The following is a 12,936-nucleotide window of genomic DNA, read 5'->3' as shown; positions in this document are numbered from 1 at the left end:
GTTCGCCTCCCGCTATTTGATCCAGAGGGTTTTCTGGTTGACGAACTCCATCATGCCATGGTGGCACAGCTCGCGGCCGTAACCCGAGTTCTTGACGCCGCCGAAGGGCAGACGCGGATCGCTTTTCACCAGGCCGTTGACGAATACCGCGCCGGACTGCACCCGGCGGGCGATGCGCTCGCCGCGTTCACTGTCGCGCGTCCAGACGCTGCCGCCCAGGCCGAAGTCGGAACCATTGGCGATCTTGACCGCCTCCTGCTCGTCGCGGGCGCGGATGATGATGGCCACCGGACCGAAGAATTCCTCGTCCCAGGCCGGCATGCCGGGTTTGACGCCATCGAGAATGGACGGTTGGTAATAGGCCCCCGGCGCATCGATGGGCGCACAGCCGGTGACGGCGACGGCGCCCTTGTCCAGGCTGGTCTGCACCTGTTGGTGCAGCTCATCGCGCAGGTCCTTGCGCGCCATCGGCGCCAGGGTGGTGGCCTCATCCAGGGGGTCGCCGGGCTGGCGCGCCTCCACCGCCTGTTTGAATTTGGCCAGGAAGGCGTCGGCCACCGCTTCGACCACGATGAAGCGCTTGGCGGCGATGCAGCTCTGACCGCCGTTGAGGAAGCGCGAGGTGACACCCTGCTCCACGGCCCAGTCCAGGTCGGCGTCCTCGAGCACGATGAAGGGGTCGGAGCCGCCCAGCTCCAGCACGGTCTTTTTCAGATTGGCGCCGGCGCAGGCGGCCACCTGGCGCCCGGCAGGTTCGGAGCCGGTGAGGGTGACGGCGCGGATGCGTGCATCCTCGATCACCCCGGCCACCTGCTTGGACGAAATCATCAGGGTACGGAATACCCCCGCGGGCAGGCCCGCGCGACGCACCAGGTCTTCGATGGCCAGGGCGCACTGGGGTACGTTGGAGGCATGCTTGAGCACGCCGGTATTGCCCGCCACCAGGGCTGGGGCAAGAAAACGGAACACCTGCCAGAGGGGAAAATTCCACGGCATCACCGCCAACACTGTACCGATGGGCAGATGGGCCACCAGGCTCTTGCCGGCATCGGTCTCGATCACTTCATCGGCCAGGAACTCGGCGCCGTTGTCGGCATAGTAGTCACATACCCAGGCGCATTTCTCCACCTCGCTGCGCGCCTCGCCGATGAGTTTGCCCATTTCGCGACTGACCGTCTCGGCCAGGCGGTCGCGCTGCTGGGTGAGCACCTGGCCGAGCCGGCGCACGTGCTCACAACGCTCGCTGACCGGGGTGGCGGCCCACTTGGGGGTGGCGATGGCGACCTCAACCATAGCCTCTTCGAGCTGCTCGTCGTTCCAGTCGGAATATTCCTCCATGACCTCGTCGGTAGCGGGATTTTGCGAAACAAATGGCATATGCGACTCCTTTGCTGTATAGCAGTTGAGTATAGCGTAAGGGGTTTGACCCCATCGTCCAGAACCTTGCCCGGGCCGCAAAAAACTTGACCAAGGTTAGGAAAAGACGGGAAAATTTGCGCCACTTTCGGATTTGAACAGGGATTTCGCATGTTATCTAAAACCATCTGCATCCTCGGCGGCACGGGTTTCGTCGGCCATCACCTGGCGTCCCAACTGACCCGGGCCGGTTACTACGTGGTGGTGCCGTCACGTAACCGGGAACGGCACCGCTCCCTGCAGGTACTGCCCAAGGTGGAGGTGGTGGATGCGAGTATCCATGATGATGACAGCCTCGACGCCCTGCTGGTCGGCTGCCATGCGGCGATCAATCTGGTGGGCATTCTCAACGAAAACAAGCGCGGCGATTTCAAGCGCGTGCACGTCGATCTGGTGGAACGCATCACCCAGGCCTGCCGCCGCACCGGGGTCACGCGCCTGCTGCACATGAGCGCCCTCAATGCCGACGCTGATCAGGGCAGCAGCCAATATCTGCGCAGCAAGGGCGCGGGCGAAAGGCTGGCCCACGCCGCGGACGATCTGCACGTCACCAGCTTCCGCCCCGCGGTGATCTTCGGCGAGCAGGACCACTTCTTCAACCGCTTCGCCGGGCTGCTGCGCTGGCTGCCGGTATTCCCGCTGACCTGCCCGGACAGCCGCATGGCGCCGATCTATGTCGGCGACGTAACCGAGGTCATGGTCAAGTCCCTCAACGACAAGGACACCTACGGCCAGGCCTACGAGCTGTGCGGCCCCGATATCTGCACCCTGAGGCAGGTGGTCGACTACACCAATCGCCTCACCGGGCTGCGGCGCCCGGTGATTCCGCTGGGTAACGGCATGTCGGCCTTCATGGGGCGGATCATGGGCAAGCTGCCCTACAAACCCTTTACCTACGACAATTACCTGAGCCTGCAGACGCCGGCGGTGTGCAGCAATCCCTTTCCGGCGCGCTTCGGCGTGACGCCCAAGACCATCGAAAGCATCGTACCCAAGTACATCGGGGGGGCCGATATGCGCGGCCGCTATCACACCCTGCGCCGCCGCGCCGCGCGTGACAAAGATTCGCTCAGCGGGCGCTGAACGAGGTCCCGTGCAGATCTATCAGGTCGGCGGCGCTGTCAGAGACACACTGCTGGGCCTAACGGTCCAGGATCGCGATTGGGTGGTGGTGGGGGCCACACCGGAGGAGATGTTGGCGCGCGGCTATCGCCAGGTGGGCAAGGACTTTCCCGTGTTCCTGCATCCCGAGAGCCAGGAGGAATACGCCCTGGCGCGCACCGAGCGCAAGACCGGACCGGGTTACAAGGGCTTCGCCTTCCACGCCGCTCCCGACGTCAGTCTGGAAGACGATCTGATGCGGCGCGATCTCACCATCAACGCCATGGCCATGGATGCGGCCGGCAATCTCATCGATCCCTTCCACGGCCGGCAAGACCTGGACAACAAGCTGCTGCGCCATGTCTCCCCCGCCTTCGCCGAAGACCCGGTGCGCATCCTGCGTGTGGCACGCTTTTACGCCCGCTTCGCCCCTCTGGGTTTTCGTATTGCCGACGAGACCCTAGCCCTGATGCGCACCATGGTGGACAACGGCGAGGTGGACGCCCTGGTGCCGGAACGCGTCTGGCAGGAGACCCAACGGGCCCTGGGCGAACAGCGGCCACGCGCCTTCTTCGAGGCGCTGCGCGACTGCGGCGCCCTGGCGCCCATCTTCCCCGAACTGGACGCCCTGTTCGGCGTGCCGCAGCGGGCCGATTATCATCCCGAGGTCGACACCGGCCTGCACACCCTGATGGTGCTGGACCAGGCCTGCGCGCTGAGTCCGGCGCCGCGCATACGCTGCGCGGCGCTACTGCACGACCTGGGCAAGGGCACCACCCCCCCAGCGGAATGGCCCAGCCACAAGGGCCACGAAGGGCGTTCCGTCAAACTCGTGAAGCAGCTGAGTCAGCGGTTGCGCCTGCCCAATGACTACCGCGACCTGGCCCTGTTGGCGGCACGCTACCACGGCCATTGCCACCGCGCCGCCGAGCTGCGCCCGACCACCCTGCTCGATACCCTGCAGGGCCTGGACGCCTTTCGGCGCCCGCAACGCTTCGAGGAGTTCCTGCTGGCCTGCCAGGCCGACTATCGTGGCCGTAGCGGCTACGAGGGGCGCGCCTATCCCCAGGCCGACATCTTGCGCCGCGCCCGCCAGGCCGCCCTGACGGTGGACGCCGCCGCCCTGGCGCAGCAAGGCCTGGCGGGCGACAAGCTGGCCCAACGCCTGCGCCAACTGCGCAGCAAGGCCATCGCCGCGGCCCTGGCCAAATAAATCCCCACCGCAAAAAAGCTTCGAAAATACAACTACTTTGCGCCCCTGGCGCGCTCTATGCAGGGCTATATTTATTAAGATAATCAAGCCATTAACCCAAATACCCGGGGCGGCGGGGGCAGTTGACTTGAATTAAAGATTCGTGACAATCTGGAAATTCACCCCGGTCGAAAGGCATCCAGCCGGGGCTGATGGTGAGTTACTCAATTCGTAAGGAGAAAAGCCTATGTACGGAGTTCGTCATCACTTTCAGGAAGAGTTTCCCAACTTTTCCGGAACCATCAGCTCGCTGAAAAAAAGCGACCCGCAGTTTGCCACCCTATTATCCCGCTACGACGAAACCGACAAGAAGATCTACGGCATCGAGGCCCAGAGCCGGCCGGTCACTGATGATTATGTCGAATTCCTCAAGAAAGAGCGGTTGAGACTCAAGGACCGTCTCTACTCCATGATTACCAAGCGCTGACTGACAGTCTCGATCCCTATGGACGAGACATGCATTGCGCGCCTTCGGGCGCGCTTTTTTATGCCTCTGATTGCGGCGCCCGCTGCTGCAGATGCGGGGGCAGCTCCAAACGCTCCATGAGATAACAAAAGCAATCCTGACGGATGACACGTTCATCGCGGGTCAACATGGAGGGCATCACCGCGGCGGCGAGTTCGATCTTGCCGTCTTTGTATACAAAATAACGCTCGCCTACCTCGTTGCCGTGCTCATCGCAACACTCCAAATGCGCCGCCGGATCGCGCTGCCAGCCGAAGCAGGTGCCGGCCGGCATTTCGCTGAAGTTGAAATGGTCCAGGTCGTCGATAAAGCGCAGCTGCACCTCGCGCGGGCCGAAGCCGAAGCTGACCGCCTCGGGCACTTTGACGATGGCGACGGTGTGGAACACGCTCACGTCGTGGGGCGCCAGCGCGTGATCGGGAATCTCGTGCATGTTGAGGCAGGCCTCGAGATAATCGGCGGCGTGCTCGGTGCCGTATTCCTGGCCCGGCTGGCCGCACTCCAGTGTGACCGCGGGACAGAGTTCGGCAAAGGCCATGCTCTGCACTCCGACAGGCTTGGTAAAGTAGACCACGGTGCGGCTGAACAGGGCGGCCAATTGCAGGAAGCGCGGTTCCAGTTTGTTGAAGCAGGCGTAGTGGGGATTGATGCCGGTGTTGTTGTGGATGTCGATACTGGCGAAGACGCCGCGCTCGGACATCTCGGCCAGCACCTGGGCCATCATGCGCTGTTCGGGCAGATCGCCGGCCACCGACCAGACGCGATTGTAATCGGGCTGGCCGTCGAGTCGGCGCAGCTTCTCGGCCGCGGCGCTGACATTGCCGACGAAGATGGACAAGGCACGCGGCAGGCGCTGGCCGGCGTAATCGCGCAACAGGGTCTGGACGGCATACAGGCCGGTGGGCTCGTTGCCGTGCAGCATCAGCGAGACGAACAGCGCCGGTTCGCGCCGGCCAGGCAAATGGATCAGGCTGGGGCCGCCCAGCAGTGCCTGTAACTCCTCAGGCCCGGCTTCGTCAAAGCCTTCAGGCAGATCGTGATAGATCTTCAACATAGCCATCCCCTTTTTATAGAGACCAGTCGTGCACGGGTTCGCCCTGCTGCTGGCGCTCGCGATAGGCCTGGGTGAGCCGCGTCATGTCGGCGCCGTGTTGTTCTACATAACGGCGCTGCCAGACGGCGCCATTGCATTGTTTGTCGAGACGACTTTCCATAATGCCAAGGTAGAGATCGATGTCCGCCGGGGCCAGGGCCAATGCCTGCAGGCCGCGTCGCGCCAGGGGCAGGACCTCCTGCTGCAATAGATCCAGCACCGACACGCGCTTGCCGTCGAGCCAGACCAGCTCGGCGCGCAGTCCGTGTTTGGCAGCGGCGTAGAAATTGCCGCGCGCCTGTTCGAAATCCAGCCGCGCTTCGGGCGGGATCTCGCTGTTGGCCAGACTGTCGACGGCGCCGAAGAACAGCGCCGCGTTGGCGATGGCATCCACCACCGTCGGCCCCGAGGGGACCACGCGGTGCTCCAGACGCAGGTGCGGTTCGCCGGCCGCGTCGAAGCCGATCAACGGCCGGTTCCAACGCCAGATGGTGCCGTTGTGCAGCCTTAAATGGGGCAGAGTCTCGAACGGTTCGTCGCTGAGTGCCGGCAACAGAACGGGGTAACACTCCAGGTTGCGCAAAAAGGACTCGTAGACCGAATCCTGCACATAGGCGGCGCCGAAGGTGACGCGGCCGATCCGGCCGGCCACGCCGCATTGCTCGCCGCCGTAGACATCCTCCAAAGCCACCGCCTGCTCGAACAAAGGGATACGCGTTTCATCCCACAGGTTGCGACCGAACAGAAAGGGCGAGTTGGCGCTGGCCGCAACCATGGGGGCCGCCAGGATATGGGCGGCGTTGTAATAGCGCGCCGCCCGATCCAATTCGACTTGCAGATGCAGTTGAAACGAAGTGGCGGCGGACTCGAACATGACATCACCGTGGCTGAGGTGCAGCGCTTCAAACCCATCGATATCGATGTTGAGCGGATGACCGCCGCGCAGCCGCAACACCTGTTCATTGAGCGCGCGGAAACGTTTAACGTCGGACATATTGGCCAGGGTGAGCTGGTCATCACGCACCGTGGGCAGGATACCGATCATCAACAAGCCGGCATCGATCTGGCGCGCCAACTGCGAGCATTGGCGCCAGGTATCGTCCAGCTCGGCGCGCATGCGGCTCAACACGTCGCCCTGCAACTGACGCGGCGCGCTGTTCAACTCCACATTAAAGCGTGACAACTCCGGCACCACGGGCAGATGTCGGGCCTCGGTCAGTTGCAGATATTGATCGTTCACCGGCTTGGGATGACCGCTGTCATCCACCAACCACACCTCCAGTTCGAAACCGCCGACCTTACCGCCGCTGCAGAAACGATCCTGTGCGAACCACTCGCCCAACAGCCGCGTCTCGTCGCGCAGTTTGGCATCAAAGCGCTGAAAATCTTTATGATTGAAACGGCTTGAATCGATCTCCTGGCCCATGCTTACTCCGACGCGGCACGATGTTGCAGTTGTCGATCCAGGGCCTGCAGCCGTGCCGGCGTGCCCACATCCCACCACTCACCCGTGTAGTGTTCGCCGCTCACCTGTGCATCCGCCATGGCGCGGCGCAGCATGGGCGCCAGGGCAAAGGCGCCCGGGGTGCAGCCCTGGAACAGGGCCGGGCTCAGCACGCTGATGCCGCTAAAGGTGAGCTTGGGTTCGCCCTCGCTGTTGACTTGGGCGCCGTTGAGATGGAAATCACCTGATGGATGATGCCCGGGATTGTCCACCAAGACCAGATGAGCCAGGCCGCTGATGGCTCGGGGCAGACGCTGAAAAGGATAATCGCACCAGACATCGCCGTTCACGACGGCGAAGGGTGCCCGCCCCAACACGGGCAGGGCCCTGAAGATGCCGCCGCCGGTTTCCAGCGCCGCCTCTTCGAGCGAGTATTGGATGCACGCGCCATAGCGGGCACCGTCGCCGAGGAAGGCCTCGATCTGATCACCCAAATGGGCCTGATTGATGATCAGCTCACGAATACCGGCGGCGACCAGGTTCTCAATGTGGTATTCGATCAGGCGCCGCCCACCCACTTGCAATAAGGGCTTGGGCGTATGATCGGTGAGCGGCCGCATGCGTTCGCCGCGACCGGCGGCAAGAATCATGGCTTTCATTAAAGATGATTGTATTGGCTATTGCAGCCGAACAGAAGGGGTTAAATCATTTCGGCCTTCTGCTCGCGGGTGAGCAGATGATGCACCGCCGCGCGCGGCGCAAGGTCGTGGAAGAGCACTTGGTAGACCTGTTCGGTGATGGGCATCTCGATATTCAGGGATGCCGCCAGGCGCCGCGCCTCGCGGGTGGCGTCGATCCCTTCCACCACGTGTTTGATCGAGGCGCGCGCCGCGCTAATGGATTGCCCGCGCCCGAGCGCCAAACCGAAACGACGGTTACGTGATTGATCGTCGGTACAGGTGAGCACCAGATCGCCCAACCCGGCCAGACCCATCAAGGTCTCCTTGTGACCGCCCAGGGCTTCGCCCAGACGCATGATCTCGGTCAGGCCGCGGGTGATCAGGGCGGCGCGGGCGTTGGCGCCGAAGCCCAACCCGTCGGCGATGCCGGCGGCGATGGCGAGGATGTTTTTCACCGCGCCGCCGACTTCCGCGCCCACCACATCGGGCGAGGTATAGGCTCGAAACGAGTCGTTATGCAGGTGTGCGGCAATCTCGGCGGCGAAGTCCTGATCGGCGGAAGCAACAGTCAGGGCGGTGGGCAGGCCGCGGGCAACCTCCAGGGCGAAGGTCGGCCCGGTGATCACCGCCATGGGACGGTCGGCGCCGACCACATCCTCGACGATCTGATGCAGCAAACGACCACTCTCCGGCTCGAAGCCCTTGCTGGCCCAGATCAGGCGGGTGTCACCGCTGATGTGCGGCCGAATCGCGTCCAGGCTTTGTCGAAAGGCATGACTGGGTACCACCAGCAACACATCGCGGGCCGCACTCACGGCGGCATGGAGGTCGGGCTCGAACTGCAAGCTTGGCGGCAAGGTGATGTCGGGCAGATAGTCTTCGTTGACACCCGTGTCGGCCATGCGCCGCAGATGCTCCGGGTCGCGTGCCCACAAACGGGTAGACTGACCGTTGTCCGCCAGCAGAGCCGCCAGCGCCGTACCCCAGGCACCCGCGCCAATGACTGTGGTGGCGATCTGTCTCATCGCCGGGCTTTAGTGCGCCACCTCTTTCTGCCCCTCGGCCTGCTGTTGTTGCAGATGTTGGGCATAGATGGCATCGAAGTTGACCGGCTGCAGCAGCATTTGCGGAAAACCACCGCGGGTCACCAGATCGGAAATGGTTTCGCGTACATAGGGGAACAGTATATTGGGACAAAATGAGCCGAGCAGATGCCCCGTCTGCTTATCATCGAAACCGGTGGTCTGAAACACCCCGGCCTGTTGCACTTCCACCAGGTAGGCGGTCTGCTCACCAACCTTGGCGGTCACGGTCACCGACAACACCACTTCGTGCATATTGTTTTCCATCTTGCCGGCGCGGCTGTTGAGCTGCACATTGACCTCGGGTTCCCATTTTTGCTCGGCGAAAATCGCCGGCGAATTGGGTGTCTCAAAGGAGACATCCTTGGTGTAAATCTTCTGAATGGAAAACTGCCCCTGGGCCGGGTTTTCTGCTTCTGCCATGGTTGTGTTCCTGTTTGTTGAATGGATTACTTGCGACTCAGCGGCATATTGGCATCGGTCCAGGCCAGCATGCCGCCTTTGAGTTTGTAAACGGAGTTGAAGCCCTGGCGCTGCAACACGGCGCCCGCCTTGGCGGCACGCTGACCGGTGCGGCAGTACACGACCACCGGTTTATCTTTGTGCGCCTCGAGCTCGTCGAGGCGGCTCTCCAGCAAACCGAGCGGGATGTTTTTGGCATGCAGGATATGTCCGTCACGAAATTCCTTGTCTTCACGCACATCCAATACCAACGCATCGTCATGATTGATCAGCCGCACCGCTTCATTGGCGCCGACTTCTTTAAAACCGAGCAGCTTGCGCTTGAACTCGTTCATCACTAATAGGGTGATGACGAGAACCAGCGCAGCCATCAACAGCGGATGATTCCGCGCAAATTCCAAATACTGCCCCATGGAGTCGATTATCCCACCTTAATTTGACTACTTGATGAATTCTGGAGATCGCCGCCACCGGGGACGGCCTTATTCAGCGTCGCAGAACAGCTCTTTCATCATGCTGATCAGGCGCAAGGTTCGGCGATCGCCGACGCGGTAATATACACGATTCGCGTCTTTCCGTGACATCAGAATCCCCTTGTCGCGCAATATCGCCAAATGCTGTGAGATATTGCTTTGCGAGGTGCCGACATTGTCGACAATCTCCTGCACGCTCACCTCGCCGTCGCTCAAGGTACAGAGTATCTTCAGGCGAATGGGATGCGACATGGCCTTCAGCGAACGCGCCGCCAAATCGATGTCTTCATCCTTGTCCAACAGACCTTCGTTATCCAATTGCAACATATCGATCACCCCCAATCACTATGACTGCCCACACCCAATAATAGCCCACCCAGTGCACACCCCTGGAATTATAGGTTTTTGTTTTAAAAAAAACATTATATAATTATGTATTAAGTAGCATTTATGCCGCGTAACGGCGTACGCTATCATGAAACGGTGGTTAATGTCATAATATGCCCCCTGTCACCGGGCACGACTTCTCTTGCCGGACGACGACTCTTAACCCCCTGAACAACATTAATAATCATGCCGGACTCAGTAAAACCTATGACCCTGATCATCTTGGATGGCTGGGGCTACAGCGAAGAAGCGGAATTCAACGCCATCCAACATGCCAATACCCCGGTCTGGGACCGGATCTGGAAGGAATACCCGCACACCTTTCTACGCTGCTCCGGCCCCGAAGTCGGCCTGCCCGCCTCCCAGATGGGCAACTCCGAGGTCGGCCACCTGAACCTCGGCGCCGGCCGGGTGGTGTACCAGGAATTCACCCGCATCAGCCGCTCCATCAAGACCGGTTCGTTTTTCAGCAATAATACCCTGACCCAGGCGGTGGACACGGCCGTCGAAAATGGCAAGGCGGTGCACGTGCTCGGCCTGCTGTCGCCCGGCGGCGTCCACAGCCATGAAGAACACATTCAGGCCTTCATTAAACTGGCGGTGGATCGCGGCGCCGACAAGGTTTACCTGCACGCCTTCCTGGACGGCCGCGACACGCCGCCGCGCAGCGCCAGCGCTTCGATCAAGGCCATGGAAAAGGAATTTCAGGAACTTGGGCATGGGCGTATCGCCTCCATTGTCGGCCGTTATTTCGCCATGGACCGCGACCACCGCTGGCCGCGCATTCAGGCCGCCTATGACCTGATGACCCAGGGCAAGGGCGAGTTCAGCGCCCCCGACGCTATCACCGGTCTGAACATGGCCTATGAGCGCGGCGAGAATGACGAGTTCGTCAAGGCCACCGCCATCGTCCCGGCAGACACCAAGCCGGTCACCATCGAAGACGGCGACGTGATCGTGTTCATGAACTATCGCTCCGACCGCGCCCGTCAGATCACCCGCGCCTTCATCGAGGACGACTTCGACGGCTTTGCGCGCACCGCCAGACCCAAGCTGGCCGGCTTTATCAGCCTGACCGAGTACCACAAGGAATTCCACATTCCGGTAGCCTTCCCGCCGGAGGACATCAGCAACGGCTTCGGTGAATACATTTCCAACATCGGCCTGCACCAACTGCGCATCGCGGAGACGGAAAAGTACGCCCACGTCACCTTCTTTTTCAATGGCGGCATCGAAATCGCCTTTGCCGGCGAGGACCGTATCCTGATCCCCTCGCCCGACGTCGCCACCTATGACGAAAAGCCGGAGATGAGCGCCTACGAAGTCACCGACAAACTGTGCGAGGCCATCCGCAGCGGCAAATACGACACCATCATCTGCAATTACGCTAATCCCGACATGGTCGGCCATACCGGCAACTTCGATGCCACGATCACGGCCATCGAGACCATCGACACGTGCCTGGGCAAGGTCCTCAGCGCCCTCAAACAAGTGGGCGGCGAGGCCTTGATTACCGCCGATCACGGCAATGCCGAGCGCATGCGCGACCACGATTCCGGCCAGGCCCATACCGCCCACACCCATAATGTCGTGCCCTTCGTCTATGTCGGACGCCCCGCCACGGCGGACGAAAGCCAGGGCAGCCTGGCCGACGTGGCCCCGACCATGCTCTACCTGATGGGCTTGGAGATTCCCGACAATATGCGCGGCCACCCGTTGATGCGCCTACAGGACGATGCGCACGAGTAAGCCTTGCCGGCCCACCGCCGCGGCCACATAATCGGCCTATCGCTTCGACAAACAATGCTCGCACCGGTTTGAAAACACCCACCCTACATGCGTGCCTCATCGCTCTGCTGCCCGGCCTCATTCTCAGCGCCAGCGCAGTCGCGGACTCACAGCAGCGCCTGGAACAGATGCGCAAGGACATCGGCCAGCTGCAAAAACACCTAAGCGGCGACAAACAACAGCTGCAGCGTTACCGTGAGGAACTCCGCCGCATCGAGAAAGACATCGCCGCCGTCAGCCGCACGCAACGCCGGACCGAAACCGAACTCAGAGAACAACAACAGGCGCAACGACAACTGGAGCACGAGGCCCGCACCCTGCGCAACACACTGGCCGAACAGCGCGACAGCTTGAGCCAACAGGTCCGTGCCGGTTTCAGCGCCGGCCAGCAACAGGCGCTCAAGATGTTGCTCAACCAGACCGACCCCGGCGCGGCGGGCCGCATCTTGACCTACTACGGCTATTTCACCCGTGCCCAACTGGAGGCGGTGGAACAGACCCGGCGCAATATCGAACAGCTCGACAATGCCGAGACCCGCCTGCGCCAAAGCCGCGCACGCCTGGAGCAACTACAACGGGAACAACGGCGCCAAAGTGAAGCCTTGCAACAGCGCCGCGGCGAGCGCAAAACCGTACTCGCCAAGCTCAATCGCGAAATCGACAGCAAGGAACAACGGCTCGGCAAACTGCTCGAAGACGAGCAAGCGCTGAGCGAGCTGCTGCGCGACCTGACACCGGCGCCCGGCGCCGTGCCCCAGGACTTTCGCGACCTGACCCAACTCAAGGGCAAGCTCAAATGGCCGACACAGGGACGTATCCAGAATCATTACGGTGAGACCCGCGGCCAGGGTCGGCTCAAGTGGCAGGGCATTACCATCGCCGCCGCCGAGGGCCAGGAGGTACGCAGCATCGCCCCCGGGAAAGTGATCTTCGCCGACTGGATCCGCGGCTACGGTCTAATGCTGATCGTCGATCATGGCAACGGCTTCATGAGCCTCTACGGTCACAACCAAAGTCTGTATAAAGATGCGGGCGACAGTGTGGCGGCCAACGAGGCGGTCGCGGCATTGGGCAATAGCGGTGGCAACAACAGCGCCGCGCTGTATTTTGAAATGCGCCACAAGGGAAAACCGATCAATCCGGAAGCATGGTGCCGCTAGCCCGGTATCGAGAAGGTGCCCAAAAAGACACGCTCGACAGGCCGCAACAAAAACGGGCTGGAGCGGTCATAGTCTTGTAAGTGCACGTTATTAAAGAGTATCCTCCCTTGACACGGCGACGCCACACACCCA

The 12,936-nt window shown here is 61.6% G+C and carries 13 protein-coding genes; 5 read left to right on the top strand and 8 right to left on the bottom strand.

Features of this window, described 5'->3' with window-relative positions; genetic code table 11:
* Positions 1-12 precede the first annotated feature (12 nt).
* Positions 13-1,377 carry a succinate-semialdehyde dehydrogenase gene (locus Tel_16155; protein ALP54559.1) on the bottom strand — a complete coding sequence of 455 codons (1,365 nt, stop codon included), beginning with the start codon at positions 1,375-1,377 and terminating at the stop codon, positions 13-15.
* 150 nt (positions 1,378-1,527) lie between these two features.
* Between Tel_16155 and Tel_16150 the strand changes: the two genes are divergently transcribed.
* From Tel_16150 to Tel_16140, 3 genes are all read left to right on the top strand, one after another.
* The gene (locus Tel_16150) at positions 1,528-2,499 is read left to right on the top strand and encodes a hypothetical protein (GenBank protein ID ALP54558.1); all 972 of its coding nucleotides are present in this window, start codon (positions 1,528-1,530) and stop codon (positions 2,497-2,499) included.
* A 10-nt stretch (positions 2,500-2,509) separates the two neighbouring features.
* Positions 2,510-3,730: a 2', 3'-cyclic nucleotide 2'-phosphodiesterase gene (gene cca / locus Tel_16145; protein ALP54557.1), complete on the top strand. Its 1,221-nt coding sequence runs from the start codon at positions 2,510-2,512 to the stop codon at positions 3,728-3,730.
* Between the two features lie 226 nt (positions 3,731-3,956).
* Complete coding sequence (locus Tel_16140) at positions 3,957-4,196, top strand: hypothetical protein (GenBank protein ALP54556.1); 240 nt, start codon at positions 3,957-3,959, stop codon at positions 4,194-4,196.
* Positions 4,197-4,254: 58 nt separating this feature from the next.
* Here Tel_16140 and Tel_16135 read toward each other — a convergent pair whose 3' ends face one another.
* The 7 genes from Tel_16135 to Tel_16105 all read right to left on the bottom strand — a co-directional run bounded on the left by Tel_16135 (position 4,255) and on the right by Tel_16105 (position 9,796).
* A complete protein-coding gene (locus Tel_16135; protein ALP54555.1) occupies positions 4,255-5,289 on the bottom strand; it encodes a peptidase M14 in 1,035 nt (344 codons plus the stop codon).
* A gap of 13 nt (positions 5,290-5,302) precedes the next feature.
* The gene (locus tag Tel_16130; protein ALP54554.1) at positions 5,303-6,754 is read right to left on the bottom strand and encodes a glutamate--cysteine ligase; all 1,452 of its coding nucleotides are present in this window, start codon (positions 6,752-6,754) and stop codon (positions 5,303-5,305) included.
* Positions 6,755-6,756: 2 nt separating this feature from the next.
* Positions 6,757-7,431, bottom strand: coding sequence for a mannose-1-phosphate guanylyltransferase (locus Tel_16125; protein ID ALP54553.1), 675 nt, complete (start codon positions 7,429-7,431; stop codon positions 6,757-6,759).
* A 41-nt stretch (positions 7,432-7,472) separates the two neighbouring features.
* Entirely contained in the window at positions 7,473-8,477 is a 1,005-nt protein-coding gene (locus tag Tel_16120) for a glycerol-3-phosphate dehydrogenase (protein ID ALP54552.1), read from the bottom strand.
* A 9-nt stretch (positions 8,478-8,486) separates the two neighbouring features.
* On the bottom strand, positions 8,487-8,957 hold the full coding sequence (locus Tel_16115; protein ALP54551.1) for a preprotein translocase subunit SecB: 471 nt from the start codon (positions 8,955-8,957) through the stop codon (positions 8,487-8,489).
* A gap of 26 nt (positions 8,958-8,983) precedes the next feature.
* On the bottom strand, positions 8,984-9,409 hold the full coding sequence (locus Tel_16110; protein ID ALP54550.1) for a hypothetical protein: 426 nt from the start codon (positions 9,407-9,409) through the stop codon (positions 8,984-8,986).
* A 69-nt stretch (positions 9,410-9,478) separates the two neighbouring features.
* Complete coding sequence (locus Tel_16105; GenBank protein ALP54902.1) at positions 9,479-9,796, bottom strand: ArsR family transcriptional regulator; 318 nt, start codon at positions 9,794-9,796, stop codon at positions 9,479-9,481.
* A gap of 246 nt (positions 9,797-10,042) precedes the next feature.
* Between Tel_16105 and Tel_16100 the strand changes: the two genes are divergently transcribed.
* Positions 10,043-11,605, top strand: a complete 1,563-nt coding sequence (locus Tel_16100; protein ID ALP54549.1) for a 2,3-bisphosphoglycerate-independent phosphoglycerate mutase — start codon at positions 10,043-10,045, stop codon at positions 11,603-11,605.
* Between the two features lie 68 nt (positions 11,606-11,673).
* Positions 11,674-12,804, top strand: a complete 1,131-nt coding sequence (locus Tel_16095) for a hypothetical protein (GenBank protein ID ALP54548.1) — start codon at positions 11,674-11,676, stop codon at positions 12,802-12,804.
* Positions 12,805-12,936 lie beyond the last annotated feature (132 nt).

Source organism: Candidatus Tenderia electrophaga (genome assembly GCA_001447805.1).
Taxonomy (GTDB): domain Bacteria; phylum Pseudomonadota; class Gammaproteobacteria; order Tenderiales; family Tenderiaceae; genus Tenderia; species Tenderia electrophaga.
Note: the sequence above shows the minus strand (reverse complement) of the source record. Positions and strands in the feature narration are given on the sequence as shown.

Excerpts from the sequence above, each read along its gene's own strand:
- Tel_16155 (ALP54559.1), bottom strand. The coding sequence starts at position 1,377 with ATGCCATTTGTTTCGCAAAATCCCGCTACCGACGAGGTCATGGAGGAA.
- Tel_16150 (ALP54558.1), top strand. The coding sequence starts at position 1,528 with ATGTTATCTAAAACCATCTGCATCCTCGGCGGCACGGGTTTCGTCGGC.
- Tel_16140 (ALP54556.1), top strand. The coding sequence starts at position 3,957 with ATGTACGGAGTTCGTCATCACTTTCAGGAAGAGTTTCCCAACTTTTCC.
- Tel_16135 (ALP54555.1), bottom strand. The coding sequence starts at position 5,289 with ATGTTGAAGATCTATCACGATCTGCCTGAAGGCTTTGACGAAGCCGGG.
- Tel_16130 (ALP54554.1), bottom strand. The coding sequence starts at position 6,754 with ATGGGCCAGGAGATCGATTCAAGCCGTTTCAATCATAAAGATTTTCAG.
- Tel_16125 (ALP54553.1), bottom strand. The coding sequence starts at position 7,431 with ATGAAAGCCATGATTCTTGCCGCCGGTCGCGGCGAACGCATGCGGCCG.
- Tel_16120 (ALP54552.1), bottom strand. The coding sequence starts at position 8,477 with ATGAGACAGATCGCCACCACAGTCATTGGCGCGGGTGCCTGGGGTACG.
- Tel_16115 (ALP54551.1), bottom strand. The coding sequence starts at position 8,957 with ATGGCAGAAGCAGAAAACCCGGCCCAGGGGCAGTTTTCCATTCAGAAG.
- Tel_16110 (ALP54550.1), bottom strand. The coding sequence starts at position 9,409 with ATGGGGCAGTATTTGGAATTTGCGCGGAATCATCCGCTGTTGATGGCT.
- Tel_16105 (ALP54902.1), bottom strand. The coding sequence starts at position 9,796 with ATGTTGCAATTGGATAACGAAGGTCTGTTGGACAAGGATGAAGACATC.
- Tel_16100 (ALP54549.1), top strand. The coding sequence starts at position 10,043 with ATGCCGGACTCAGTAAAACCTATGACCCTGATCATCTTGGATGGCTGG.